We start from the raw sequence: 26,151 nt of genomic DNA on the forward strand, positions 1-26,151 counted from the left end.
CCGACCACACCCGCGCCGCGACGAAGACGGAGAAGGCCGCGCAGTCCAAGGGATTGATCAGGAAGTTCGCGCGGCAGATCGGCAAGGACTATGTGCTGTTTCCGGCGCTGAGCGGTCGGCGCTGGCGCCGTACCCTGGCCGCGAACCTCACGGCCAACCTACTTCGTAACCTCTGGGCCTATGTCGTGATCTTCTGCGGCCATTTCCCCGATGGCGCAGAGAAATTCACCCGCGCCGCCATCGAACACGAGACCAAGCCCGAGTGGTATCTACGGCAGATGCTGGGCACCGCGAACTTCGACGCCGGACCGGTGCTGGCCTTCCTGAGCGGGAATCTGTGCTATCAGATCGAACACCACCTGTTCCCCGACCTGCCCAGCAATCGCTATGCCGAAATCGCCGAGCGAGTACGGGCACTATGCGACAAATACGATCTCCCCTACACGAGCGGCCCGTTGCTGCACCAATACCTACTAACGATGCGCACCATCCACAAACTGGCCCTGCCGGACCGCTTCCTGACCGCCACCTCCGACGACGCCCCCGAAACCGCCTCGGAACGAAAATTCCACGACCGCAAGGAATTCGCTGCCGATGCAGACCGGCCATCCCGACGGCGCGGGTTGCGCTCAGCGCTCCGCGCGACGGCAGCGTGAGCGGCCGTGACCAACCTACCGGCGACGTATCGCCTCGACACCAAAGAAATTCGGGAGTTCCTCCTATGATCATCTTCATCGGCCTGACCGCCCTGGCCGCCGCCGTCATTCTCGGCGTTGTCGGTGTGCTCACCGGCGGCCCATTCGTCTACGGCATCGTCGTCGGCGCGATCGGTGCGGCCGGACTGGGTCTGTTGTCGACCAGCCTCCGGATCCCTCGCCCCTGGCGGGAAACCGGACGCGACCACGGCCGACCGCAATCAGCGATCACGCGCGACCGCGACGAACATGCCGGCGGCTCCCGGCACATCCGCACCCACCCGAGCTGGCGGGACCGACTCGAATGGGTCCGACATCCCCGCGCGTGACACTTCGCGCCAACACAGCCGCGATGCGATGCTCACGATGATCGGGGCTCGCGCCGACGATGTAGACCTACGGTGTTGACATTTGGTGTCGCTCGGCGTCTACTGAAAGAACCAACAGATCCGAGGGATCACCATGATCGTCATCATCGGGCTCGTCATCCTCATCGCCGCCGTCCTCATCGGCGTCGCGGGAGTATTCGCCAACAGCGGCCCCAACCACGCACTGACCGACAACTTCGCCGTCTTCGGCTACCACGTCACCGGATCCACCGGTGTGCTGTTCCTCTACGGCATCGTCGTCGGTGGCATCGGCATCGCCGGGCTGGGCCTGCTGCTGACCGGCGCACGCCGCACTGCCCGCCGCGGCCGCGTCGCTCGCCGCGAACTCAAAGCCACCCGCCACGACACCTCTACGCAGTACGGCAACACCGGCACCACCGATGTCGCACCCAATACATCCGGCACCGTCACCGGGCAGGGAACCGGCAACCAGACACCAGCCCGGCCCCGCGGCATGGGCAAGCTGTTCGGGCGCACCTCGTCCGCCCGTTAGCGTTCGATCGCGCCTCGTCGGCTGCGGATCTCGGTACGGTGGGTGCCGCGATCTCCGGTCTCCTCGACGATCTGGATCTGCTGATTCGTGATGCCGGGCTCGCTATGCTCGTCTCGCGCGCCGGGCCTTGCGAACGGCAAGCCATGACGGGGGTCAGCCTCTCGAGAAGACGTTGGCCACCACCCTACTCTGCCAATGGCACCGCGAGAATCGCTTCGACCTCGGGGAACAGGAGCGTTCTGTGCATAATGCGCCAAACGCCCGCGCCATCTCGATCACCGAGGCGCTGCGCCTACTCGGGAGCATCGACTTCGGGCGAATAGTGTTCTCCCGCTACGCTTTCCCCACCATCAGACCGGTGAACCACACCGTCATCGATGGCCTCACCGGATAGACGGCATCGAGGGGCCGGTTGCACCAGTCGGTCATCTCCGCGACGACCTTCTCGGTGATCGCGGAGACGGTGTCTTTCGACACCGAGGTCCCATAGATCTCGGTGAAGTGCGCTGAGATCTCACCGGTAATCAACCCCTTTGCCGTCAGCGACAACACGATCTCGTCCACCCCGGACAGGCGCCGTTGGCGCTTCTTGACGATCTTCGGGTCGACCGAGGAACTCGTATCCCGGAGGACATCAATTTCCACGGGCCCGATCTCGGTGATCACGGTCTTGGAGCGAGTTCCGTTGCGGGAGTTGCCACTTCCACGCCCAGCCGGGTCGTGTTTCTCATAGCCGACGTGCTCGGTCATCTCCGCTTCCAACGCGGTCTCGAGCACCGTCTTGGTGAGCTGGTTCAGCAACCCGCCCGGCCCGACCAGGTCAACGCCCTGCTCCTTCGCCTGGGCCAGCAGTTGCTCGCCCAGCTTCTTCGTGTCCACCACACCGTCTGCCACGGCATCGATGGTCTCTGACATCGGTTGATCCTTCCTGCCGAACCACAAAGGTTCGATCGGTCAGACCGAGATCAGATCAACCGTTGTTCCGACAGTCCTAGCTGCGGTGCCTCGAGTCGGTGAGACGAGCAGCGGGCCGCGTTGTCTTGCTGATCTTCAGGCAGTCCGAGCCAGGCGCACCCTTATAGTGCGGCGTTTTGCTCGAACGCCAGAATCCGCGGCAGCGTAATGGCCATCGCCTTCCTCACCGTCGACGACGCCGTTCGCTTTGCGTGGCAGACACACATCGGTGAAGCTGGCGGCCATGACAAGCGATCAGGCCGGTCGACTCATCGGTGGTGTATTCGGACTCGTGTTCGTCGTGGTGAATGCCGGCGCCCTGCCGTCGATCGTCAGTGTCGTCCTGCGGGTGTTCGCGATCGCTGTGTTCCTTGGACTGTTTGCCGTGCTGCGGTGTGCTCGCATTCGTCTGCCGCCGAGCACCGTGCCAGGAACGAACTTCGGACGACGCTACTGGCTCGTGGTGGTCATCGAGGCAGTCATCGGACTGGCAGGGATCGCCGTCATCAATGGGGTGCTGGGCACGCCCCGAGCAACCGTGGCGTGGATCGCGCTCGTAGTGGGGCTGCACTTCTTCGGGCTCGCGACCGTGTGGCGACGACCGGCGTTTCGCTGGCTCGGCACAGCGATGACAACATGCGGGGCGATGGGCTTGATCCTGGCCACCTACCGATCCTCCGCCGCGACCATCGCTGTGATTGCCGGGGTCGCCCCCGGGATTCTGCTGCTCGGCTCCGCCTGGTGGGGCATCCACCGCGCTGCTCAGCGCGCAACACCTTGACCCAGCCCAACCGCACCCATGGTTCCCGCCCGACAGGCGTCTGCCGCCATCGCCCCGGTGCCATCCCGGGCTCGTCCCCCTACGGACAACGCACTTCGGCGACCGATGCCTCAACTGCATGAGACGACGCGCCAGATACCTCAGATCAGTGAGACGGCCTCGACATCAACGGGACAGGACAACGAGCGCATCCCACAGTGCCGCTGGGTCGGCCGTCCGGATCGTTTGGCTGGCAGGGGTTTCCGACGCGCGCTCATGCCGATTACACGGCATTTTCTGGTCGATGGTCCTCCTGTGTGGATCGGAGTTTGGTTGACCTCGGCTTGTGATCGCGGTGACCAGACCACCGGCTTGCCGGGCCGACAGGAATCGCTTGGCGCCTCCGGGGATCAGTTCAAGCAGTTTCCCGGTGCAGGCGGTGAGGGTGTCGGTGCGGGCGTGGCCGAGGCCGTCGCGGCGGTCGGCGAGCAGCCCGAGCGCGACCAGTTCCGGATCGACGGTGACCCGTCGCAGGTTCGGGGCGTGCAGGGCCGCCAGTGCGACCGAGTGAGCGTCGACGGGGTCGGTTTCGCGGCCGTTTCCGGTGGCGTGGCTCTCTAATTGGCTTGCCTCCCATCGGGTGCCGTTCCGGCTAGTGCATCTGCACTACTGCCGCATATCGCGTGCATCGAACGCGCGTCTGCCCCGGTGCTTCTCAGCGCCGGGGCAGCGCGGTCAGGCGTTGTTCGCTTTGCCGTGCCAGTCCCCGATCGCGGTAACGATTTCGTCGGCGGCGTCTTCCTGCAGGAAGTGTCCGGCGCCTGCGAGCACGACGGTGTGGTGGTCGGGGAAGGTGGTCTCCCACTGACGCCGTTCCTTGTCGCGGAAGGCGATGTCCTGGTCGGCCCACACGATCAAGACGGGCCGGTCGCTGAGTTTCGGCAGCGCATCGCTGATCTCTCGCAGAAATGCCTTGCTGGCGAGGAGTTCGTGGGCGAACACGTGGGTCGGCTCACGGGAGGCCGGGGTCGAGAACGGGCCGCGGTAGGCGTCCATCACCGCGTCGGGCAGCTTCTTGCGTTTGACCCCGCCGGGAATGAGGCGTTCGACCGTAATGTTGCGGCGCCGGATCAGGTATCCCCCGATCGGGCCGCCGAACAGCCGGGAGAATATCTGCGTGGAGGGGTCCGTCTTCGGCCACGCCCACGAGTTGCCGATGACGAACGCGCTGAACCGCTCCGGCTGCCGCGTTGCGGCGGCGAAACCGATCGGCCCACCCCAGTCCTGGACCATCATCGTCACGTCGCGCAGGTTCAGGTGCAGCAGCAGCGCCTCGATCACCTTGGCGTGCTCGGCGGGGGTGTAGCCATAGCCGGGCGGCGCCACCGAAAGCCCGAATCCGGGGTAGTCCGGTGCGATGCAGCGGAAGCGGTCACGCAACCCGATGATGATGTCGCGGTACAGGAACGACCAGGCCGAGTTGCCGTGCAGCAGTAGCAGCGGTGGGCCGGTACCCTCGTCCACGTAATGCACCCGCGCGCCGTCGATGTCGGCGTAGTGGTCGGCGAACGGGTACAGCTGCTCGGGCAGCCATCCCGGCCGCTGTGGACGGTCTTCCATCACGATCTCCTCTCGACTGAAATCTCGCTCGATTGAAATCTTGGAATCCCCGTGTTTATCGCGACCCCGAGCGATCGAAGGGATACCACCGATGCATATCAATGCTGTAGACAATCAACAGTCCGACACGTCGACACCGAGGCGCTGCCGTTTATCGGAGTGATCCTGCCACCAACCGCCGGGCGATGTGCTCGCGCACCTGGTGTGGCTGCGGCGCAGATCCCTTGCAATGCCGGATCCGGCCTGCTCCAGCACGTCGGCAGCGCACCTGCGACCGAGGCGCTGGATCGCGAACAGCTCATCGGAGGCCCCAGAGGGTGTAAGTAGGACCCATCGCAAGACAGTCCGACAGCAGGCCGGGTTGAACAACTCGATCTACTTTTCGACGGCTTCCCGGTGTGAAACATCAGCGGCGGGGTTCGATCATGTGGCTGCCGAAGACTTCCGCGCCGTGGCGGGCCAGAAGCTCGTGGGGGAAGCCGAGGTCGATGGCGCTGGCCTCGTCCAGGCGGGCCAGGTGGGCGGTGTCGAATTCGACGTCGAGGGCACCGAGGTTGTCTTCGAGTTGGGCCAAGGTCCGCGCACCGACGATCGGGGCCGTCACGCCGGGGTTGTGCAGGGTCCAGGCGAGGGCGACCTGTGACGGTGTCTTCCCCAGCTCGGTGGCGACCTGTTTCACCACCTCAGCGATCGTCAGGCCGCGCTCGGTGAGGTGGCCGGAGGTGAGGGCGATGTTTTTGCGGGTGGCCTCGTCGTTGTTGCGCTCGCGGATGGCGTCGACGGACGGCTCGGTCAGGTCGGCGCGGCTGTATTTGCCGGTGAGCACGCCGTTGGCCAGCGGTGACCACAGGACCACCCCCAGTCCCATCTCGCGGGCCATCGGGATCAGATCGCGCTCCACGGTGCGCTCGAGGAGACTGTATTCGATCTGCACCGCCACCAGCGGTGACCAGCCGCGCAGGTCGGCGATGGCCTGCATGCGCGAGACCTGCCAGGCCGGGGTGTCGGAGATGCCCACGTACAGCACCTTGCCTTGGCGGACCAGATCGTCCATGCCGCGCAGGATCTCCTCGACCGGGGTCAGGAAGTCCCACCAGTGCAGGTACAGCAGATCGAGGTAATCGGTATTCATCCGCCGCAGGCTCGCTTCCACCGACGCGATCATGCTTTTGCGGTGGTTGCCGCCGGAGTTCGGGTCAACCGGGCGGCGCAGCAGGGTGTATTTCGTTGCCAGCACCAGGCTTTCGCGGTTGTCGCGGGTGAATTCGCCTACCAGTTTCTCGGAGTTGCCGTCGGCGTAGGTGTTGGCGGTGTCGATGAAGTTGCCGCCCCGCTCGACGTAGGTGTCGAACAGTTTGCGGGCGTCGTCGGTGTGGGTGCCCCAGCCCGAGTCGGCGCCGAAGAACCTGGTGCCCAGCGCCAGCGGCGAGACTCGCAGTCCGGAGCGGCCGAGCAGCCGGTAGGTGTCGAGAGTGACAGACATCGTGCCCCTTCCCTCTCTTCGAAGGTTGTCCTCTTATGTCATGAGCGGGCGGTCTGGTAGCGCGGTAACCGGCGCCGTCCGATCATCAGCTCGGTGACGAGCTGGTCGTAGGCGACCTTCAGATCCGCGAGTGCGGTGTCCAGCCGGTCGACCGGACGGTCCGGTCCCGGAAGGTGGCGCGTGATCGCGGTGCGAGTAACGGTTAGCGCTACCAGCCGGGCAATTTTCCCGGCCGCGGTCGACACTGACCGAGACGACGCCGGATTCGCTGAGACCCGTGGCAGGCATGAAAGGCCGTGGGGAGCGGATCATTTCGACTCCTTCGCGCGGACGGCGACATTGACCGGCCGCATTCAAGAATGCTGAAACTGATCGGTGTCACTGTCACTGTCGCTGTGACGCTGGCGTCAGCGTTCTCGTGGTGGATGTACGTACCAGTGGGACCGCGAGAAGATGAGGATCTTCGGCGCTGCCGTCACTGCCCGGTTGGCTGTTGCGGTCCTGGTTCAGTGCGGTATGTCGGTGAGGAGTGCGCGGATCCGATCGGCCGCTACGGTGGCGTCGGGACGGGGGGCTAGTAGCGGCTCGATGGTGAGTTGCCCGTTGAATGTAGTGATGACGTAGAAGGTGCCGATGTTCGACGGGCGATCGGGCAGTGTTGGTTGCGGGTTCGTCGGGTGGATGGTGGGTCGGAAATCCTCGATGGTCAGGCGCTGGGGGGTGTTGAGTGGAGGGATCTTGCCCCAGTTCGTCGAAACGATACGGGCGGAAATATAGGTGTGTTCGTCGGGTCGGAGGGCGGATCGCTGAATTTCACCGGCGGCGAGGTCGCGGGCGAGTTTGCCGCTAACGGCGCGCGCAAGTGTGGCAATGCCGGTGTCTGCATCGGTGTCGGCGGTGAAATGAGCCATGCCGAGCACATTTGTTCCCTCGGTGTAGCCCACTGACGGGGTCAGCCGTGTGCGCAGGTCTACTACATATTGGTAGGTCAGATCGCCGATGCCGACATCGAGGGTGTCGGCGGTGGCTTTCAGCAGCGCGGCCGATACCAGGCCGTTGATCGTCGTATTCGCCTGGTGACCGAACTCGACCAGGGCTTGCGTTTCCTCGATGGTGAGTCGGATGCGTTCTGTCGTGGGCTGTGGAGTGCGGGGGTGGTCCAGGTTGATCGGTGCAACCGGTGTGGTCGGTGTCGTGGAATCGGTTGCTGTCGGGGTGTCTGTGGTGATGCCTCGTTCGGACAGCAGCTCCTCCAGGGGCCGGGGGTAGCCGTGCCTGTTCGGCCACACGGCGCGGCCGTCGACGATGTCGGCGTAGAACCTCCACAGGTCGGCCAGTAGTTGCAGGGAATGGTGTCCGTCGGCTATCGCGTGATGGGTCAGCAGGGTCACCCATGCCTGGTCGGGGTCGTCCTGCGCGATATGCACGGCTGCGGTTCGGCCCTGCGGGTCGGGCAGTCCGAGTAGCGGATCGTCGCTTCCCTTCTCCTGGGGGCTGATGTCGTGCCGGCTGACAACGGGCAGGAAGTCTTGGTCTTCTTCGATGACGGCTCGGCCCGTCGCGTCGTATGCGATTCTGCTGGCCAGCACCGGGTAGGACCGTCGCAGGGCCTCGAACGCCTCCCACACCGCGGCCCGATCCAGATGCCCCCGCACGCGAGCGGAGTAGCCGATGTAGCCGCCGGTCTCGCCCAGGAATGCTTCGCTGGGAGCGAGAGGGCGAATCAGTACAGCTGACGACTGCATATCTGTCCTCATATCTGTCCTCATATCTGTCCTCGGAATGTTCGCCTCCGGCTGATGAACCGGATCGACAACCAGTTCGCGGAGTCCCGTCTATGGCGGTCGGTTGGGCCGCACTGTCCGATGCGGCTACGCTACCATCAACTGTCATAGACTGACAATTAGTCAGGTAATGCCAATTAGGTTATCTGTGTCTCTTTTGAGAGGATGGGGTGATGGAGAGCACCGCAGATCGGCTCGCGAGTGACCGGCCCGGCCTACGGGCACGGCGCCGAGCCCAGACGCTGGACGAGATCCATTGGGCAGCAGTGGAACTGAGTGACCAGCACGGCTTCGACAACATCACGGTCGACGACATCGCCGCCCGAGCGGGCGTGGCTGCGCGGACGTTCTTCCGCTACTTTCCGACCAAGGAGAGCGCGGTCGTATACGACCGGTGGGGCATCGCCACCGCTATCGAATCGCGGTTCACGACAGCAGACCCGCCCACGATGCGGCTGGCCGATATCGAAGCCGCCGTGGCCGAGGTCATCGACACCGTCATCGAGAACGACTCAGGGCCCGCCGGCGCCGCCGAGGACGTGCTTCTGACATACCGAGTGATAACCACCACACCCCAGCTGCGGGCAGCGGCCTTCGCCGAGCACAGCGCCCGCGTCGGTGCGGTGGTCGAATCGGTCGCCGACCCCGCCGAACGTTCCCGAACGCGTCTGGTGCTGGCAGTGACCTATGCCGTGGTGGGCGCGGCCGTGAACGAATGGGTCGACTCCCACGCCGCAGGCCACACCGACGCCAGCCTCCTCGCCATCTACCAGAAGCTCTGCACACAACTTCGAACCATCTCCACGCAATGACCCCAGGCACCTCGGGAAAGCACGAAAATGGCTCCCCTTTAGTATCAAGGGGCAGTTCGTAGTTCGCTAAGCTGGTGGGCGGCGGATCCGGGTTGTGGCTTATCCGAAGAACCGGCATGCGGGGTCAAGCCGGTCGCGCAGGAGTCAGCAGACGCCCCCGATTGCCCTCCCGGGCTTGCCTTCTCCCGTCGCCGTTGGTCGGCGAGCATGCGGGCGTAGGCGACGTTGGACAGTCGTCGTTTCAGGGCACGTAGTGCTTCCTTGTGGGTCTTGCCTTCGGCTTTGCGCTGCGTGACGTAGGCGCGGCCGTCGCCGTAACCGCACTGCTGAACCACGGCCATGATGTGCAGCACCCGGTTGACCTTACGGTTCCCGGCACGAGACAGCCGGTGTCGCTTCTGATCTCCCGACGACGCGTCCAGGGGTGCGGTGCCGTTCCAGGACGCGAATCGGTCCCGGGTTGCGAAACGGTGGATATCGCCCACGTCGGAGAGCAACCTTGCCGCGCCGGTCGGACCGGTGCCGGGCAACTCCATCAGCGTGGACCCGGTCGCGGTAACCAACTGCCGCAACTCCTTGTTCGCGGCCTTTATGCGGGCGTCGACGACCTCCAGATCGCTGATCAATTCCAGGACTACCCGCAACCGCAGCCGCGCCGCGGGCCCGGTGGGCGTGAGTTCCTCTGCCAAGGCGCGGGCCTGGCGGGCCGACAGCCAGCGCTTGGCGCCACCAGGCACCAGCTCGAGCAGCAGTCGATGGATCCGGTTGATCAGCTCGGTGCGGGCACGGCCCAACTCGTCGCGACGATCGACCAGCATTCCCAGCGCCTCCAACTCCGGATCGGCCTGGATCCGCCGCAGATTCGGAGCCCGCAACGCCGCCAGTGCGACCGAGTGCGCGTCGACCGGATCGGTCTTGCGGCCGTTGCCGGTGGCGAACACCCGCACCTGCGCCGACAGTTTCGCCGGTACATCGATCACCGTCTCCCCGTCGTGCACCAGTCGGTGCGCCAGGTGTCGGCCGATCCCGTCGCAGCCCTCGATCGCCCACACTCGATCCGGGAAATCCTCCACAGCAGTGCGCATTTCGGTATAGCCGGCAGTGTCGGTGTCGTAGCGTCCGATGGCCAACACCTTCGAATCGTGGTCGATGACCTCGATGGTGGCCGAGCGTTTATGGGGGTCCATGCCGATGATGACCGTCACCGGTGTCCTTCCGTCGAACCGAGTAGGTGTTCGTGCGGGAAGGCACCGCTACTTCGAGCCAGGGCACGCCCCTTTCCAGCCACACCCCGCACGGCACCCGGTAGGACGCAAGCCATTAGAGAGCCACACCAAAACCTCAGGCGGGCAGCCGATTAGAGAGCGGCCCACCGGGCACCTGGACCAGATCCTGGCCGGGAACTGGCCCTGACGCCAATGCTAAGTAGCCGATGAGCGGATGTTCTAGCTGTTGAGTGCCGTCGCAGTGCTCACGAGTAAAGACCCAAGTGGTGTCTTGGCGCTCAGGGCCTGCCCGACAAGCGTGGTGGTCCGATGGCAGGGGACCTGCATCGGCTACGTCGGCCGTCGAGGGGTTAGTCGGACGGAGACTGCTGCAGACCTCGAATCACTGCCATGGCCTCTTCCAGAAGGAGCAGCAACTGGTTCAGTTCCGCGGCGTTCGGGCTTTCCGGACCCTGGTAGGCAATTTCCAGGCGAATGCTCTCCGCCGTCGCTGCCGCGCGTGCCGCCAGCTCGTCGAGTCTGCGACCGAGATCATCGGTGTCCATGGTCTACACGTCCTCCCGCGGATCTACACCTCCCCTGCACTGCGGCCCGTATGGAGAGCGCCTGGGCGCGAGGCGATCTCGACATTCCCACCCTGAGTCTTCGATAGTCATTGGGACGGCGGGGGTGGCTTATCGCATGTATCGGTGTCGGTACGCCGCAGCGCGGTTGCGATGTCGGGGTACTGGGGGATCTGTTCGTCCAGGCCCGCGACGGTGAGCATCCAGGCCGCCACCGGCGGTACCTGCGCCAGACACAGGGTCTTTCGGGCTGCCTTGCCCAGGCTGCAGGCATCGGTCAGGATGTGCAGACCCACCGAACCGAGAAAGCCCAGCCGCGATAGATCGATGACCACCGCACCGCCGACCGGGACCACGGCGACGGCGAGCTCGAGATCGTTGTGCCGAGCGGCCTTTGTACTCTGGTCGACGTCTCCGTCGACATGCAGCACGACCGCCGATCCGGTGGTTCGGTACCGGACACGCAACCGCTTCGTGTCGCGCGACCGTTGGGAGCCAATCGTGTGGCGCGGCGAGCGCCATCGGTACTGGGTCATGGCATGCAACCTCCCGTCCTCAACCATTGATCAGGGAGACGCCGGTGCCTTTTCTCGACAGCCAACCGTCCAGGCAATCGATGTAATAGCGGCGCGCTGAACTGCAGGACACGCCAGCGTCTTTCGGGCCTTTCGCTGATGTTCCACTGCCGATGTCCGCGTATCGGTCGTCCGACTACTGAAATCCAGCCAAGCCAGGAACCCACGGCTCGACCATCGGGGTGGAGGTGTGTTTCCTGACTGTCATGACTAAGTGTTACCCGGATCGCAGTTTATGAAACCGTGATTGTCGTGTGGTGCGTCGTTATCTGAACCTTATTGGCGGACACCCTCCTTCGAGGGGTGAGTTGGTTTTGCCTGCCGCCGCCGAGGGAATCCGGTCATCGGCGACAGTCGTTGTCGGCGTCCCGGACGGAGGGGCGGCGTGGGATGCGGCCCGCATGGTGGGGAGGTATCTGGGATGGATGACCTTCAACGCAGAGTCCTGACCGCTGTCCGGCACGCGCGCAGTGGGACTGCCATTGCCCCCGCCACCACCGTCGCCGGCCGGTGCCCCCTCGGACGCCGCTCTCTCCGTCACCACTCGAGTATCGCGCGCGCCCATCGAGCCCGCCCCCGTAAACGGGCGCGTACCCACTCACGATGCGGTGGCTCAGCCTCCCCGAGCCGGGACACTGAGCGACTGCCCGACAGACATCCGATCCCCGGCCGAACATTCGATATTGCCGCGTTCCGCGCGGCCCCGACGGCCGCGTTACCCACCGGTAGATCAACGTGCGGAGACCATCTCGACCTCTGCAATGCACGGAAATGGCCGGGATCCGATCCTGATACCAGTCTCTAACTAGCCGAACTGAGGTGCATCTGATCGGGGTCCCCTCGCTGGAGAGGACCCGCTTGCGGTGCCGTGGAAGGCCGTGGAGTACCTGGCCGGGCAGCTCGGCATCGAGGGCCTGAGGTTCGGCTCGGGGAGGCGCGTGGCGCGACCGTGTCCAGGAATCGCGGCGGCAGCGTTGTTTCAGCCAGCCGCGGACTCGTGCAGTACCTGCCAGCGGAATCGGGGCGTCGTCGGCTGGGCGGTCAGTACTGCGGTCGTCCAGCGATCGCTGCGCTTCCCGTCGAGGAGATGACGCTCCAGGCAGCGGATCACCCTGATGTCGCCCTCGGCGAACAACACCTCGAAGTCAGAGATCTCGATCTTGAGGCCGGGCCGGGAATTGCGTTTCCGCCGCAGTTCGGCCAGCAGCTCGGATTGGCTGACGGGGACGCCGTCGATGCTGAGCATCGAGAACGTCTCGGCCTGGGTCGCGGCGACGCGATCGAGGATCTCCGGGTCTGCGTCGGTTCCGAACCACGTCGCCAGCAACTGGTTCACAGCGACGACCTCGGCCTCCAGGTCGGATGCATCGGTATCGTTCATGCCCGGCAGGCTACGCGAGGCGGGTGACATCGCATTTCATAGCTCCTGAGGTACCGGCTGTGTGTCAGTGGTCGGTGGCAGACTCGAAATCATGAGGCCCAGGTCGAGATTCACACCGCTCCCGAACGAACAGTGGGAGCGCATCGAGGCCCTCCTCCGGCCGGCCGAGAGCTGTACGGGGCGAGCGGTCGGGGACCTCGACGTGACCGTGGGCGGGCGTTGAGATGGCCGATTTCAAAGATGAACTGTCGCCGGAGCTCATCGGGCGTCTCGCAGGCGACCTCGCGGGTGCCTCGGCCTCGTTCGACCGGACGGCGTTCGAGCAGCTCGCGGGCACCGGTATCGGTGACCTGGAGCTGAAGGCCCGTATCGACTGGATCGCCCGCGCCCTCGCGGCGACGATGCCGACGTCCCCCGAGGAAGCCGACCGGGTGATCCGTGGTGCCCTCGACCGCGGGGGCCTCACGGGGTGGGCTTCCATGCCCGTCAACGCCTACCTCGCCTCCGCGATGCTGGACCGCCCCGACGTCGCGCTGCCGCTGCTGGCCGCGCTCACTTCCCGCTATACCGCCGAGTTCGCTATCCGCCCGTTCGTCGAAGCCCACTACGAGGTCACGATGGACCAGCTCAGGGCGTGGACCACCGACCCGGACGAGCACGTTCGGCGGCTCGTCTCGGAGGGAACGCGCCCGCGGCTGCCCTGGGCGTCACAGCTCTCGCGGTTCGTCGCCGACCCCGCTCCCACGCTGGCGCTGCTGGAGCCCCTCGTCAACGACGAGTCCGTCTACGTCCGCCGTTCCGTGGCCAACCACCTCAACGACATCAGCAAGGACCACCCCGACCTCGTCCTCGACACCGCCCGGCGATGGTCCTGCGGCAGCACGCAGGGCGATTTCGTCGTACGCCATGGCCTGCGGACACTCCTCAAGCGAGGGCACCCGCAGGCTCTCGCGGTTCTCGGGTTCGATCACCATGCTCCGATCGAGATCACCGACCTCGCCTGCTCGCCTGCCACCATCTCCATCGGGGAGGCGACCACTGTCACCTTCACGCTGCACGCCACCGACGCGACGAGAGCGGCGATCGACTACATAGTCCACTACCAAGGGGTTCGCGGCCCCAAAGCGGGCAAGGTGTTCAAGCTGACCGTCCGGGACCTCCCCGCGGGCCAGGCGGTCCGCTTCTCACGCCGGCACCGGTTCGAGAGCCTCTCGGTCCGCACGATCCACCCCGGCCCGCACCGCATCGAGGTCCAGGCCAACGGACGCGTCCTCGGCGCGACCGAGGTCCACATCACCGCCGCCGAAACATCGCAAGGCCCAGCCTGCGCCTGCTGAACGATGGTGTTGCGGGAGACACCGAGCAGCTTCGCGATTGAGGTGACGTTGTTCTCCGGGCGGGCGAGCAGGTCGCGGGCGTGACGTTGTCAATCTAAAACTGCAGGAGTTGGTTGGCACCCGGGCTTGTTGATCGTAGGGAGTTCCGGGTGAGTGAGCCTGTGTTGGACCGCGAGGTGCGTCGGCGCCTCGCGGTCTTGCGTCATGTCGAGGAAGTCTCCGGCAGCGTCGCGATGACGTGCCGGTACTAACCATCAGCCGTCCGACGTACTACAAGTGGCTACGGCGCTACGAGACCGAGGGAGTGGACGGGCTGCGGGACCGTTCGCGGCGACCGCGAACCAGCCCGAACGCGACCCGCGCCGAGGTGGTGGACAAGATCATTCACCTGCGTCGTAATTACCACTTCGGGCCGGGCAAGATTGCCATGTACCTGCAGCGCTACCACGACGTCACGATCAGCGTCGCGACCGTCTGGCGGATCCTGCATCGCCTCGACATGGGCCGCCTGCCCGCGTCGCAGCGGTATCAGCGGCACGACCGACGCTGGAAACGCTACGAGAAACAGCGTCCGGGCCATCAGGTGCAGATCGACGTGAAGTTCGTCGAACCGCTCCCGAAGGCCGGCAAGACGAGCGTGTCCCTCGAGCCGGCGGGACGGCGAGGCAAGTTCTACCAGTTCACCGCGATCGACGACGGCACCCGCCTGCGGGTGCTGAAGATCTACCCGAAGCTCAACCAGAAGACCGCGATCCAGTTCTTCGACTACGTGCTGTCCCAGCTGCCTTTCGCGGTCGAGAAGATCCAGACCGACAACGGCACAGAATTCGGCACGCAGTTCCACTGGCATGTGCTGGACAAGGGCATCGGCCACGTCTACATCAAGCCCCGCACACCGCGGCTGAACGGGAAGGTCGAGCGTTCGCACCGCATCGCCGTCGAAGAGTTCTACCGGCTCCTCGACGGCGTCATCCTCGATGATGTGAACGTCTTCAACGCGAAACTCAAAGAGTGGCAAGACTATTACAACTTCGACCGGCCACACGGCGGGTTGGACGGACAGACGCCCTATGAGAGACTCCGGCAGAAGACACAAACCACAGCGCCCGAGTGAAGCCGATCTCCCGCAGCGGCACATCGACAAGTGTGCTAGCGCCATACCGCCCGACTACCCGGGCCGAGCACATGGATCCGCATTTCGCCGCGCACGGGTCGGCCGATGGGCTGATCACCAGCGGCCAGGCATTCGGTGGGCCTGTTGTCTCGCTTGCTAATCGATGACGGCGTGTTTTCGGAGGCGAGTCTTGTCTCGCCCGGGAAGGCAGGGTGCGCTGGTCGTCGCCACTGCAACCAGATATTCAATTGCCAAAGGTTTGCCGAACGGTCCCTGATGGGTACTATACCTCACAGGACCAATTCATCCCATGAATTGTTGCACGGAGCTAGGAGCAGGACCACACATGTCGGTGACCCCGCTACGGCGGGGTTGATGCGAGAGGAGTGGTGAACGTGCCAGACGATATGGAAGCGGCGATCACCCGCCGCGGATGGACGGATCCGGAATTCCCCGAGCAGGTGCGGCACAACCCGGTCGAAGCACTGTCGACACTCGGGATCGAGGTCCCGAAGGGTCTCGCGGTGGACATCCGAGTGCAACAGCGCAACACGTTGTACTTCTGCCTGCCGCCCGTGCCGAGGCAGTCGGATCACGGAATGGTGAATCAAATGGACCTGTGGGGCACCGCCGAGATGTTCGTCTGGGCGATGCCCCTGCAGGTTGCCCCGTTGGGGCTGGCCATGCGCAAAGGTTTTCACCCGGAGAAGGGCGGCCGGTCATGACCGCTGATTTCGATGCCGTGTTCGATGCCTTCTACCGACGGCTCAACGCCGATGCCGAGTACCGCAAGCAATTGATCGCCGATCCGAAAGCCACACTGTGTGCGACATCCGGTTACCCGCCCGACGACAGCTTCGCCGTCGAGGTCATCCAACAGCTCGACAACACCATGGTCATGCTGCTGCCTGCCTCACCGCAGCCCGGGCAGGACTTCGAACAACGCCTGTTCCAGACCACCAGCTTCGTCTACGACATGCTGCTCACCAGCGGCATCGGCGGTTTCCTGATTCCCGACAACCAGCTCAAATGGACGCTGCGAGACATGCGCAGCAGCTGGTTCGCCAAAGCCGCTCACTCCTGATCATCCGGCGAAGAAAGAAATGCGCACGGCGTGGATCGCCAACCACGACCACAAGTGAGCTTCCCCCAAGCGGCCGGAACCGGCCACCGTCGAACTGGAGCGTGACCATGACCGCACCGACACCTTCTCCCGCATTGCCTGTCCAGGATCTGTCCGGGCTGGTGGGCGCACATTTCATCCACACCCACGCCGCCACGGGCTGCATATGGGAGGTGTATATCCGCAACGCCACCACCATCGACTACCGAGCCCTGGGCGGACGACTACGAGGCCGTCGCGTGCTGGGCCAAACCGTGGACCTGGTCCGGCTCGGCGACGATGACTACCGACTGACCTGGGGCGAATCCATCGGCTGCTTCAGCCTGATCATCCGCCCCGCCCGACGCTACATCCACCAAGTGGTCACCTTGCTCCACAGCACCAGCCGCGACCCCGCACCGACGTGCTGGATCGAACTGCTGACCGAGTTCCGCGACATCACCTTCCTCGAAACCCGCTGCCCCAACGACGACACCGTACTCGGCGACGTACCCGCAACACAGATCGAGACAGTGGGATAGGTGGACACCGCCGACCGACTCCGCCGAGTGTCAGGGCTTGTGGGTGGGTGAGGGAGGCTCCGATTTCGGGGCTGTGCTGTCGAGGCGTTCGAGTGCGGCCAGCAGCCTTTCCAGGGCGGGGAGTGCGCCGTGTAGGGTGCGTCGGTCGGCCGCCGAGAGGTCGTTCAACGCCTGATTCAGGATGGATGCGCTGATCCGGTTGTAACTGTCCAGCAGCTGAGTTGCCCGGGGCGTGAGTGACAGTCCGACGGTCCTGAGGTCGTTCGGATCCGGTGTGCGCGCGACCAGGCCGGCGGTGGTCATGGATTTGACCAGATTGCTCACTGTGGGCGGGGCCAGTCGCAGCTGTGCCGCGACGGCGCGGGGGGTGACCGTTCCGGATTCCGGCAGGGCGCGCAGCAACTCGAACTGACTCTCCGGCACGTCCGGCACCTCGCCGCTGCGGCGGATCGATCGCAGCAGCGCCCGGCGCAGCGGTCCGAACAATCGACTGAGTCGATCGGCGGTGTCCATCTGTCTCACTGTCTCAACCGATGTCGCAGGGAACGGCCGTTAGAACGCCGTCGCTGTCGGGCCCGTGGTTTTCGAGAAAGGTGATTTCCCGGGACTCGGTCGTCAGGTCGAACCGACACACCGGCGCGGGGTCACTGCCGGTATCACGAAGGATGGCTATCACCGCGTGCATATAACGACGGCCGAGGTGGATAGTGAGGCTGAAGCAACCGATGGAATCGGCCCAGGACAGCGCGTAGAGATCGGTGTCGAGCCGGGCCAGGTCCACGGTTCGGCCGGTGACATGATGCCCTCGTAGTCGTCCGGACAAGGCTCGGTAGTCGATGGTGGTGGCGTTGCGAACATACATCTCCCACGTGCACTTCTCGGGGGCGTAGGTATGGATGAAATGCATGCCCACCAGTCCGGACGGATCCTGGGCCGGCAGCGCCACGCGAGGCGTCGGTGTGGTCATAGGTCACGCTCACGGTCGTCGTTTTTGGCCATCCAGGTGGTGCGCATGTCGCGCAGGGTCCATTTCAATCGGTCGTCGGGGATGAGGAATCCGCCGACGCCGGAGGAGAACAGCAGGTCGTAGCTGCGCTGGGTGACCTCGACGAGACGTTGTTCGAGATCCGCGCCATTCTCGGGTGGAGCCGGGAGCAGGATCTCGATGGTGTCGACGCGCTCGTCGACGACCTCGACGGTGAAGTCGTCCCGCGCGGGGTATCCGTATTCCGCGCACAGCACCGTTTTCGGATCGGCCAGCAGTTCGGCGCGGTAGTCGAGATCGTTGCTGAGCCGGTTGTAATACGCTGCCAGGAATTCGTTCGCCATGACGGTCACGTCCTCGGATCGGTTGGGCGGGGAGCGGAGTCGCTCGACGCGCCGGTGCGGAAGCTGCGGCGCATGGCGAGCAGGTCGATCTTGCGGTCTTCGGGCAGCAGCCACACGAACAGATCGCTACTGCGCCACAAATCCATCTGATTGACCACCTCGTGCGTGTGCGGCTGGTCCGGTTCCCGTGCCGGGGGGATCACGAAGTAGAGAGTGTCGCGCCGCTGCACCCGGATCCGCACCCGGGTGCCCTCGGGCACCTGCACGCCCAGTGCGGCCAAGGCGGCGTGCGGGTCGCGCCCGCACTGGTCGGCGAATCCGGGATCGGTCCACGCCCGCCAGGTGAGAGCGGCCTCCAAGTCCTCTCGAGCTACGGCGGGCACCGTGGGGTGCCGGTCCGATGTCGTCATCGTTCCCCTCCTTCGAACGCCTCGACGCGTCCGGGAGCGAGGTCGACGAGGTGTTCGGCGAGCTCGTCCGGGTGCGAGATCATCGGCACGTGACCGGAACCGTCGATGGTGACGATCCGGAAACCCTGCTCGGCGGCATAGGTGGCGGTCGGATCGAACATATGATCCTCGGTGCAATGCACATAAGTGCATGGCAGCGCGGACCGAGCCTTCTCCATCCCGGCACCGAGAGTGTCCTCGTGTGTGCGCCGCAGCATCGGCACCAGGCGCGAGGCCATCCACTGTTGATCGTCCGGATCCGACACACCCATGCCCGCACCGATCGAGGCGGGATCGGTCGGTTGCGCCACCGCCCAGTCGGGCACCTTCGGCGTGAACGCGAAGATGTCGCGTACCTCGGGGATGAGTTCGAACGCCGACCGACCGGCATAAGGCACGAACGCCGACACGAACACCAGATGGGCTGCTCGCTCCGGGACCCGCTCGGCCACCCCACTGATCACCATGCCGCCATAACTGTTGCCCACCAGCACCGCATCGGTGATGTCCTCCCACACCAGCAGATTGGTGATGTCCTGTACGTGCGTGGCCAGCCCGATCTCCGGTCCCGCGAGATGGTGGCGGTCCCCGAGCCCGGTCAGGCTCGGCGCATACACCCGATGCCCCGCCGCCTCCAGCCGTGACCGCAGCCGCCCCCACATCCAGCCCCCGGCATACGAACCATGTACCAGCACAAACGTCGCCATCATCGACTCCTTCCCGGTCGGCTGCCAACGTCGGCTGCGGATAGGTGCAGGCAGCGGACGCGCGAGCAGCTTGTTTTGATAGCAAAATTATTTTGCCACCAATATTCAGGAGTCATCCCGTAACGTGACCGACGTCGCTACGGGTCGCTCGCCGCTGTCAGCTGTTGGGGGTGTTGGTCGTGCCATGCCCGTCCTCGTGCTGGGTGTGGCAGGAGTCGTTCGTTGTGACGGGCACGTTCATCGCCGGGTTGGCGGCGAAGAATCCGTAGGGTTTCAGGGTGAATTTGCAGTAGTCGACCGGCATGACCGGCCAGTCTTCGGCGCGTGGGATGTGTGTCAGCCCGAAGGTGTGCCACAGGACGATGTCCTCGCCATCCAACGACCGGCCCGCTGCCAGGTAGGCAGGCAGTCCCGCGCCGCCCGGACTCTGGTTCACCATCTCGCCCGCCGGGTAGCGTTCGTCGGCGGTGTACCGGGTGACCCACAAGTGTTTGGTGGCAAAGGCCGCGCGGGCGGCGATGGACGAGGCCGGGTCGGCCAGCAGGGTCGGGTTCTGCTGCGGATAGAGCACATAGCCGGTCGGCCTACCCAGACGGTTCGTCTTCTCGGTGTTGAGGATGTGCCAGGTTCGGGCGACCGCGGCGTCCGCGCCGCGGGCAGCGTCACTCTCGTTGGTAATCCTGGTGGTCTTGGTGGTGAAGGCGTTTCCGTAGGGATTGTCCGGGCCCATCGGCAGCCTCTGCACATCGACCTCGTCCACGGCATTGGCTACACCATCCACCGTCATGTCCAACCGTGCGCAGAACAGATGCTGGTGGTAGGGCAGGCCGAGGCCGGGTGCGGCCTCGGTCTGGTAGGGGGAGCCCTCCGGCGGATAGGCAGCGGTGAACGCGACGCCGGTCAGCTTGGCCTCACACTCGATGGTCCCGTCCAGGTACAGATACCAGTAGAAGCCGTAGTCGTAGTTGCCGACGGTGGTGAAGAAGCTGATCACCAGTCGCCGCTGCCTGCGTACCTCACTGACCCCGGTGAACAGGTCGGTGTGCTTCCACAGCGTGCCGTAGTCCTCTTCGTGGAGGCATATCGCATTCTCGATGGTCTGCGGGGAGCCGAACTCGTCGGCGAGTGTCGCATCGAAATAGTGGATCTCGCCCAAGCAGTCGCACCCGAGCCGCAACGAATTGGCGAACCTCCCGAACAGGTACTCGCCGGTGTCGAAGTAGTTCTGCCAGAACCGGTTCGGCGACGGATCACCATAGGGCACCACCATCTCCACGATCGACCCCCGATACAGCACCGGCCGGTGGACCCCGGCGTCGCGATAGCTCACCTGACGCAGGATCAGGCCCTCCCGTGCGTCGAATCCGATGCTCAGCCGCCAGTTCGCCCACTCGATCCACTCACCGTCGACTCGGAAACTCGGCCCGTCGGGCTGGGTGATCGCGATCGGGCGCAGACCTTCCAACGGCGGCCCCACCTGGGCGGGTCCTGGAAATTGCCCGGTTCTGCGGGAACGTCGAAGACGCGGTGATCGATGATGTCGATCAGTTCGCCGAAGGTCATGTCGACATAGGCGCTCAAGCCGTCTATCGGGTGTGCCCACGGGTGGTCCTGCGGATGATCCTGGCGGAACGCCAGCACTCTGATGACGCGCCGACCTCGTTCGTTCGAGATATCGAAATGCCCGGCCGACAACGGAACATACGCCACCATGGCCGGGTCGACGCCGTGGGCACGTAGCGCGGCGCACCATCGCTCGTTGCCGGCCATGATCTCCCCGATCTTGGCGAACTCCTCCACCAAAACCGGCACCTGCCCCAGCTCCGCATCGATCGTCGAGCGCTCGAGCATCACCGCCCGGGAGATCGACACGAGCAGATCGCCGCCCGCCCCGGTTGCGGTGTCCAGCAGCAACGCTCGCGCCATCCGCTCCGGCGCCCCTGCCGCCCCTTCCTGATACGCCAGCACCGCCTGCTTGTCCGGCTCGGCCAATCCGACGTAGACGAACCTGGTGGTCTCCGCGAGCAACCCGGCCGCCTCCACCGCCGTCCGCACGATGTCGATCTCCTCAGCGGACAGGCTTGCCAGCACGTTCGAGGCGGGGTCGGATACGCGCATATCGGTCGAGGGCATCGCCGGTGCTCCTTCTGTGTCCATCGGTCGCGCCGGGTCGCACGTGCGTGGTCTTTCGTTATGAGTGGTTCATGCCCAAGGGAATTCCGGCGATCCGACCCCCCGGTTCTCAGCCTGCTTGCCGGACCGGCAGGATCACCGCGGATGGGTGCTGCGGGTCGTGGAAGACCTGCTGGTCGGCGGCGCGGAGGGTGGTGGCGGTGGCCCGGGGTTCGCCGGTGCCCAGGTTGCGGTTGAAACGCGGGAAGGCACCGCTGGAGACCTGGACGCGGATGCGGTGGCCGCGTTTGAAGCGGTACGCCGTGGGCCACAAATGGACTGTGGCGCAGCCTGTTCGGTCGGCGTCGGTGCGGCTGACAAGGCCGTCGCACACGTTGTAGGAGCGGTCCTGGTCGTCGACATCGCACAGCCGGACGAACACGTCGGCGTGCGGCAGGCTGGAGCGGAACCAGATCTCGGCGCTGACCTCCCCGATCACCTCGACATCCCGGGCCAGGGTGGGCGTGGTGTAGGTCAGCACATCCGACCGGGCTTCCAGTGCGGCGTTGTCGACGCGGCCGGGTTCGATGAGGGAGTAGGTGCTGGGTCCCCCGAGAGCGGGTGTGGGATCGGCCGGATCGTAGTGATACCCGTCCGGAGCCGACTCCTGCGGAAGCTCGGTGGCCAGGGCGCCGTCTGGTTGGAGGTGATACCGCTGCGGCTCGTACCCCGGCGGCGGCCACGTCGGGAAGTCACGCCATTCTTCCTGACCCATCACATACAACCGCACCGGCGCGCGCTCTGGGGGCTGTTCCCCACGCGCGTAGGCCAAACCGAACTCCAGAGCCTCCTTGGAGGTCGACTCGGCCACTCCTGGCGAGTAGTGCAGCCACGGCCCCACGGTGATCCGGGCGGTGCGCCCGGCTTTCTGCAGCACCTGGAAGTCGCGGAGCTGGCCGGGCACGAACATGTCGTACCAGCCGTCCACCATGCTGACCGGCACGGTGATGTCGGCGACCTGGCCACGGTGGTCGGCGGATGACCAGAACGGGTCGTCGGCGTCATGGGCGAGGCAGTTTTGGATGTAGTCGTCGTGATGGCCCAGCACGGCAGCGTCAGCCTGGTCGAGCGGCAGTGTCCGCAGCAGAGCACGTGCCACCTTGCGGTCGTTGCCCTTGTTGCGCAGCTGCGCGAACATGCGTTCCTGGGTGGCCATCTTGATGCCCCAGCTGAACGGGGTTTCCAGGGCGAACCCGTCTTTGCGGAGAAACTCCAGGGTGAAAGCCGATTCCGAGACGACCGGGATCATGGCCTTGACCTGAGGCGGCAGCTGGTCGGCCACGGCCCACTGGACGCAGCCCAGATAGCTGGCGCCCACCAGGATCATCGACTCGCCGAACCAGGGCTGTTCGACCACCCAGTCCAAGGTGTCCAGGCCATCGTTGCGTTCGCACCGGAACGGATCGAACCGCCCACCGGAACCGAAGGTGCCGCGGGTGCTCTGCACCAGCACCTGAAATCCGCGCTCGGCCAGCGGCAGGGCCGCCTCCACCGCGACCTGGCCCCTCCTGCCATAGGGGCAACGCACCAACGCGGTCGGCAGACCGTCACCACCCGATTTCGGGGCCCAGCGGTCGGCCAGCAACACGACCCCGTCGCGCATCGGCACCCGCAGATCACGCTCGATGACCACATCCCGGGTCAACGGCGGAGATAAGTGCTGCTCGCGTTCCAGCTTGCGACTGGCCCGGTTCATCGCATGCACCCTAGGGTGAACACCTCTGGATCAGCGAAGTCACCGAAGTTGGAAACGTCGACTATCTGGCGCAACATCCCATTCATCCTTTCCAGGATCCTTCTGAGACCACTTCTGCCAACACCAACCGACCCACCCAAGCCTCGAATCGCAGAAAGACTCCATGGTGTTCGGTGAGAACTGCTGCACCCGCTAGCACTCCGGCACACACCCGCCAGCACCGTCGCGATCATGACAGACACACGGCGGCCGCAGAATCACTCGTCCTAGATAACGAACGACCTTCTGGACATCCCGGACAGCCTAACATCACCGCGTTGATCACTAGTTCGACTTCCGCCCATTGCGGCGGGGGCCGTGAGCAGTGGATTTCGGGCGGTCTCCGCCTTCGTCCGGGGATTGCTGCCGAGCGTCGGTGAACCCGGTCCATTCGTAGTCGTAGCGCGAGTCGAGATCGAAATGCCGGAGCAGCCGGGCAACGAAGACGTTCACCACGTCCTCCACCGTCTGTGGATGCTGATAGAAGGCCGGCATCGGCGGGATCACCATCACCCCCAACCGCGCCAGCGTCAGCAGATTCTCCAGATGGATGGCGCTCAGTGGCGCCTCCCGCGGCACGATGATCAGCTTGCGCTGTTCCTTCAGCGTGACATCGGCGGCCCGCTGAATCAGGCCCTCCGCGTATCCGGTCGCTATCCCGGCGATCGTTTTCACGCTGCACGGCACGATGAACATCCCGTCGGTGCGGAACGACCCCGACGACAGCGGCCCGCTCACATCGTCGGGACTGTAGGTGGCATCGGCCAGCGCCGACACCTCCCGGGTACTCATCCCCGTCTCCCACTCGATCGTGGAGCGCGCCCACCGGCTGATCACCAGATGCGACTCCACCTCCGGCTGCGCCCGCAATTCCTCCAGCAACCGCACCCCGAGTACCGCACCGGTCGCCCCGGTCATACCAACTACGAACCGCCGCATATCGACTCCTCGAGGTCACAGACCGCACGGAACTGCCGATCGCCTAGTGCCCGACCATAGCAATCAGACAGCTATATGACGGTGAATACCACGGACGCGCTACCTGATGCCGCCTCGAACGAGCCGACCTCGATTATTTCTAGCAATTTGGCAGCTACACTTCGTGCCGGAGCAGGTGCGACATAGAGGTGAGAGCCCTTTCTCGGTCCACTCCCCCAGCTCGACCTCGTGGTGATGAATCCGGTGGCGTGACATCCGTTTCCCGAGAAGGGAATTCCACATGGCATACGATGACCTGCGCAGCTTCCTCGATCGGCTCGACAAGGAGGGGCAGCTGCTGCGCATCACCGATCGGGTCATGCCCGAACCCGATATCGCCGCCGCCGCGAATGCCGTGGCTCGGCTCGGCCAACAGTCGTCGGCCCTGTATTTCGACAATATCGCCGGTTTCACCTCCGCCCGCATCACGATGAACGTGCACGGCTCCTGGCCCAATCACGCTCTGGCCCTGGGCCTTCCGAAGCACACCGGCACCAAGGATCAGGTCCGGGAATTCATCGAACGATGGGGCCGGTTCCCGGTGCCGCCGCAGCAGCGCGAGGATCCGCCCTGGGCGGAAAACACCATGGACGGCGACGAGGTCGACCTCTTCGGGGTGCTACCGCTGATCCGGCTCAACGACGGCGACGGCGGGTTCTACATCGACAAGGCCGCGGTCGTGTCGAAAGATCCCGAGGACCCCGACAACAGCGGCAAGCAGAACGTCGGCATCTACCGCATCCAGGTCAAGGGCAAACGCAAACTGGCGCTGCAGCCGGTGCCCATGCACGACATCGCCCAGCACCTGAACAAGGCAGAACAGGCAGGCGCGGATCTGCCGATCGCCATCACCCTCGGCAACGAACCGGTGATCAGCATCGTGGCGTCCACCCCCATGCGTTACGACGAGAACGAGTACGAACTGGCCGGTGCGCTGCGAGGCGAACCGGCGCCCATCGCCACCGCACCGCTGACCGGACTACCCGTGCCCTGGGGATCGGAGGTTGTCATCGAAGGCGTCATCGAGGGCCGCGCACGCGAAATCGAGGGCCCCTTCGGCGAATTCACCGGCCACTACTCCGGCGGCCGCAGCATGCCCGTCATCCGCGTCGACAAGATCTCCTACCGCACCGACCCGATCTTCGAACACCTGTATCTGGGCATGCCGTGGACCGAGATCGACTACCTGATGGCCGCCAACACCTGTGTCCCGCTGTACGAACAGCTGAAGAAGGACTTTCCGGAGGTGCAGGCGGTCAACGCCATGTACACCCACGGGCTGGTGGTGATCGTCTCCACAGAGAAACGATACGGCGGATTCGCCAAGGCCGTCGGCACGCGCGTGCTGACCACGCCGCACGGACTCGGCTATGCGGCAACGGTGATCGTCGTCGACGAGGACGTCGACCCGTTCGATCTGCCGCAGGTCATGTGGGCGCTGTCGACGAAGATGAACCCCAGCGGCGACCTGGTCGTCATCCCGAATCTGCCGGTCCTGGCACTGGCACCGCAGGCGACGACTCCCGGTATCGTCGACAAACTAATCATCGACGCCACCACCCCCGTCTCTCCCGATCGGCGCGGTCACTACGGCACCCAAGTGCGCGACCTCCCCGAGACCGCCGCCTGGATCGAGCGGCTGCGCGCACTCACCACACGGTGAACCCATCCATCCACCAGGAGGCCCTCATGACCGATGACCAGATCTGCCCCCGCTGCGCCTTCGACACCATCGAAAACATCTGCACCTCACCGGATCCCGGCGTCTGGGACGTCCTGCAATGCGCCCGCTGCCTGTACATGTGGCGCACCAGTGAACCCGCCCGCCGCACCCAGCGCGCCCACTATCCCGAGCAATTCCGCATGACCGAAGACGACATCCGCAACGCCCCCGAAGTACCGGCCATCCCACCCTTGCGGGCCGACCCGTAACCATAGAGTATCACCAAGG

The 26,151-nt window shown here is 64.9% G+C and carries 27 protein-coding genes and 4 pseudogenes; 14 read left to right on the forward strand and 17 right to left on the reverse strand.

The features are described 5' to 3' along the window. From IU452_RS27220 to IU452_RS38455, 4 genes and pseudogenes are all read left to right on the forward strand, one after another. Window positions 1–656, forward strand: a 656-nt coding sequence (locus IU452_RS27220; RefSeq protein WP_195112048.1) for a fatty acid desaturase family protein, incomplete at its 5' end; no start/stop codon positions are given. A gap of 65 nt (window positions 657–721) precedes the next feature. Continuing rightward, window positions 722–1,024 carry a hypothetical protein gene (locus IU452_RS27225; RefSeq protein WP_195112049.1) on the forward strand — a complete coding sequence of 101 codons (303 nt, stop codon included), beginning with the start codon at window positions 722–724 and terminating at the stop codon, window positions 1,022–1,024. A gap of 133 nt (window positions 1,025–1,157) precedes the next feature. Next, entirely contained in the window at window positions 1,158–1,577 is a 420-nt protein-coding gene (locus IU452_RS27230) for a hypothetical protein (RefSeq protein ID WP_195112050.1), read from the forward strand. Between the two features lie 280 nt (window positions 1,578–1,857). Further along, window positions 1,858–1,959 (forward strand): annotated as a pseudogene (locus IU452_RS38455) (pyridoxamine 5'-phosphate oxidase family protein); the annotation flags it as partial. Between the two features lie 8 nt (window positions 1,960–1,967). On the opposite strand, the pseudogene IU452_RS27235 reads toward IU452_RS38455, so the two are convergent. Continuing rightward, window positions 1,968–2,492 (reverse strand): annotated as a pseudogene (locus IU452_RS27235) (transposase); the annotation flags it as partial. A 268-nt stretch (window positions 2,493–2,760) separates the two neighbouring features. Here IU452_RS27235 and IU452_RS27240 point away from each other — a divergent pair. Beyond that, window positions 2,761–3,312, forward strand: coding sequence for a hypothetical protein (locus IU452_RS27240; RefSeq protein WP_228818872.1), 552 nt, complete (start codon window positions 2,761–2,763; stop codon window positions 3,310–3,312). A 294-nt stretch (window positions 3,313–3,606) separates the two neighbouring features. Next, window positions 3,607–3,912 (forward strand): hypothetical protein, encoded by a 306-nt coding sequence (locus IU452_RS27245; protein WP_195112051.1) that lies wholly within the window; start codon window positions 3,607–3,609, stop codon window positions 3,910–3,912. A gap of 114 nt (window positions 3,913–4,026) precedes the next feature. Here the strand turns inward: IU452_RS27245 and IU452_RS27250 are convergent, their stop codons facing one another. From IU452_RS27250 to IU452_RS27265, 4 genes are all read right to left on the reverse strand, one after another. Beyond that, complete coding sequence (locus IU452_RS27250) at window positions 4,027–4,911, reverse strand: alpha/beta fold hydrolase (RefSeq protein WP_195112052.1); 885 nt, start codon at window positions 4,909–4,911, stop codon at window positions 4,027–4,029. A gap of 406 nt (window positions 4,912–5,317) precedes the next feature. After that, on the reverse strand, window positions 5,318–6,394 hold the full coding sequence (locus IU452_RS27255; RefSeq protein WP_195112053.1) for an aldo/keto reductase: 1,077 nt from the start codon (window positions 6,392–6,394) through the stop codon (window positions 5,318–5,320). 38 nt (window positions 6,395–6,432) lie between these two features. After that, a complete protein-coding gene (locus IU452_RS27260; RefSeq protein ID WP_195112054.1) occupies window positions 6,433–6,639 on the reverse strand; it encodes a hypothetical protein in 207 nt (68 codons plus the stop codon). A gap of 261 nt (window positions 6,640–6,900) precedes the next feature. Then, window positions 6,901–8,139, reverse strand: coding sequence for a phthiocerol/phthiodiolone dimycocerosyl transferase family protein (locus tag IU452_RS27265; protein ID WP_195112055.1), 1,239 nt, complete (start codon window positions 8,137–8,139; stop codon window positions 6,901–6,903). A 212-nt stretch (window positions 8,140–8,351) separates the two neighbouring features. On the opposite strand from IU452_RS27265, the gene IU452_RS27270 reads away from it, so the two are divergent. Beyond that, on the forward strand, window positions 8,352–8,990 hold the full coding sequence (locus IU452_RS27270; protein ID WP_195112056.1) for a TetR family transcriptional regulator: 639 nt from the start codon (window positions 8,352–8,354) through the stop codon (window positions 8,988–8,990). A gap of 44 nt (window positions 8,991–9,034) precedes the next feature. On the opposite strand, the gene IU452_RS27275 is transcribed toward IU452_RS27270, so the two are convergent. From IU452_RS27275 to IU452_RS27290, 4 genes are all read right to left on the reverse strand, one after another. After that, window positions 9,035–10,195, reverse strand: coding sequence for an IS110 family transposase (locus tag IU452_RS27275; RefSeq protein WP_324192844.1), 1,161 nt, complete (start codon window positions 10,193–10,195; stop codon window positions 9,035–9,037). A gap of 371 nt (window positions 10,196–10,566) precedes the next feature. Then, complete coding sequence (locus tag IU452_RS27280) at window positions 10,567–10,761, reverse strand: hypothetical protein (protein WP_195112057.1); 195 nt, start codon at window positions 10,759–10,761, stop codon at window positions 10,567–10,569. Window positions 10,762–10,868: 107 nt separating this feature from the next. Then, window positions 10,869–11,315, reverse strand: a complete 447-nt coding sequence (locus IU452_RS27285; protein WP_195112058.1) for an STAS domain-containing protein — start codon at window positions 11,313–11,315, stop codon at window positions 10,869–10,871. A gap of 1,018 nt (window positions 11,316–12,333) precedes the next feature. Then, a complete protein-coding gene (locus tag IU452_RS27290) occupies window positions 12,334–12,735 on the reverse strand; it encodes a hypothetical protein (protein WP_195112059.1) in 402 nt (133 codons plus the stop codon). Window positions 12,736–12,959: 224 nt separating this feature from the next. On the opposite strand from IU452_RS27290, the gene IU452_RS27295 reads away from it, so the two are divergent. The 5 genes and pseudogenes from IU452_RS27295 to IU452_RS27315 all read left to right on the forward strand — a co-directional run bounded on the left by IU452_RS27295 (window position 12,960) and on the right by IU452_RS27315 (window position 16,830). Further along, a complete protein-coding gene (locus IU452_RS27295; RefSeq protein ID WP_195112060.1) occupies window positions 12,960–14,072 on the forward strand; it encodes a DNA alkylation repair protein in 1,113 nt (370 codons plus the stop codon). Window positions 14,073–14,233: 161 nt separating this feature from the next. Beyond that, window positions 14,234–15,186, forward strand: a pseudogene (locus IU452_RS27300) (IS481 family transposase). A gap of 389 nt (window positions 15,187–15,575) precedes the next feature. Then, complete coding sequence (locus IU452_RS27305) at window positions 15,576–15,911, forward strand: nitrile hydratase (RefSeq protein ID WP_195112061.1); 336 nt, start codon at window positions 15,576–15,578, stop codon at window positions 15,909–15,911. Continuing rightward, window positions 15,908–16,270 (forward strand): hypothetical protein, encoded by a 363-nt coding sequence (locus IU452_RS27310; RefSeq protein ID WP_195112062.1) that lies wholly within the window; start codon window positions 15,908–15,910, stop codon window positions 16,268–16,270. Before IU452_RS27305 ends, IU452_RS27310 begins: the two co-directional genes overlap by 4 nt. A gap of 107 nt (window positions 16,271–16,377) precedes the next feature. Then, window positions 16,378–16,830: a phenolic acid decarboxylase gene (locus tag IU452_RS27315; protein ID WP_195112063.1), complete on the forward strand. Its 453-nt coding sequence runs from the start codon at window positions 16,378–16,380 to the stop codon at window positions 16,828–16,830. A gap of 30 nt (window positions 16,831–16,860) precedes the next feature. Here IU452_RS27315 and IU452_RS27320 read toward each other — a convergent pair whose 3' ends face one another. The 8 genes and pseudogenes from IU452_RS27320 to IU452_RS27355 form a co-directional block, all read right to left on the reverse strand. Next, window positions 16,861–17,343: a MarR family winged helix-turn-helix transcriptional regulator gene (locus IU452_RS27320; RefSeq protein ID WP_195112064.1), complete on the reverse strand. Its 483-nt coding sequence runs from the start codon at window positions 17,341–17,343 to the stop codon at window positions 16,861–16,863. A 13-nt stretch (window positions 17,344–17,356) separates the two neighbouring features. Further along, on the reverse strand, window positions 17,357–17,797 hold the full coding sequence (locus IU452_RS27325) for a phenolic acid decarboxylase (RefSeq protein WP_228818873.1): 441 nt from the start codon (window positions 17,795–17,797) through the stop codon (window positions 17,357–17,359). Further along, window positions 17,794–18,159, reverse strand: a complete 366-nt coding sequence (locus IU452_RS27330; RefSeq protein WP_195112066.1) for a hypothetical protein — start codon at window positions 18,157–18,159, stop codon at window positions 17,794–17,796. Before IU452_RS27330 ends, IU452_RS27325 begins: the two co-directional genes overlap by 4 nt. A 5-nt stretch (window positions 18,160–18,164) precedes the next feature. Then, complete coding sequence (locus tag IU452_RS27335) at window positions 18,165–18,569, reverse strand: nitrile hydratase (protein ID WP_195112067.1); 405 nt, start codon at window positions 18,567–18,569, stop codon at window positions 18,165–18,167. Continuing rightward, window positions 18,566–19,315 carry an alpha/beta fold hydrolase gene (locus tag IU452_RS27340; protein WP_195112068.1) on the reverse strand — a complete coding sequence of 250 codons (750 nt, stop codon included), beginning with the start codon at window positions 19,313–19,315 and terminating at the stop codon, window positions 18,566–18,568. The genes IU452_RS27335 and IU452_RS27340 overlap by 4 nt, the downstream gene beginning before the upstream one ends. A gap of 157 nt (window positions 19,316–19,472) precedes the next feature. Continuing rightward, window positions 19,473–21,433 (reverse strand): annotated as a pseudogene (locus IU452_RS27345) (primary-amine oxidase). Window positions 21,434–21,557: 124 nt separating this feature from the next. Further along, entirely contained in the window at window positions 21,558–23,183 is a 1,626-nt protein-coding gene (locus tag IU452_RS27350; RefSeq protein WP_195112069.1) for a CocE/NonD family hydrolase, read from the reverse strand. Between the two features lie 324 nt (window positions 23,184–23,507). Further along, on the reverse strand, window positions 23,508–24,161 hold the full coding sequence (locus IU452_RS27355; RefSeq protein WP_195112070.1) for a UbiX family flavin prenyltransferase: 654 nt from the start codon (window positions 24,159–24,161) through the stop codon (window positions 23,508–23,510). A gap of 280 nt (window positions 24,162–24,441) precedes the next feature. Here IU452_RS27355 and IU452_RS27360 point away from each other — a divergent pair, with 280 nt between their 5' ends. Together IU452_RS27360 and IU452_RS27365 are read left to right on the forward strand one after the other, a co-directional pair. Continuing rightward, on the forward strand, window positions 24,442–25,863 hold the full coding sequence (locus tag IU452_RS27360; protein ID WP_195112071.1) for a non-oxidative hydroxyarylic acid decarboxylases subunit C: 1,422 nt from the start codon (window positions 24,442–24,444) through the stop codon (window positions 25,861–25,863). A gap of 26 nt (window positions 25,864–25,889) precedes the next feature. Further along, window positions 25,890–26,132: a non-oxidative hydroxyarylic acid decarboxylases subunit D gene (locus IU452_RS27365; protein WP_195112072.1), complete on the forward strand. Its 243-nt coding sequence runs from the start codon at window positions 25,890–25,892 to the stop codon at window positions 26,130–26,132. The last annotated feature ends 19 nt before the right edge of the window (window positions 26,133–26,151 follow it).

This window comes from Nocardia transvalensis, from assembly GCF_015477765.1.
GTDB classification, from domain to species: domain Bacteria; phylum Actinomycetota; class Actinomycetes; order Mycobacteriales; family Mycobacteriaceae; genus Nocardia; species Nocardia transvalensis_A.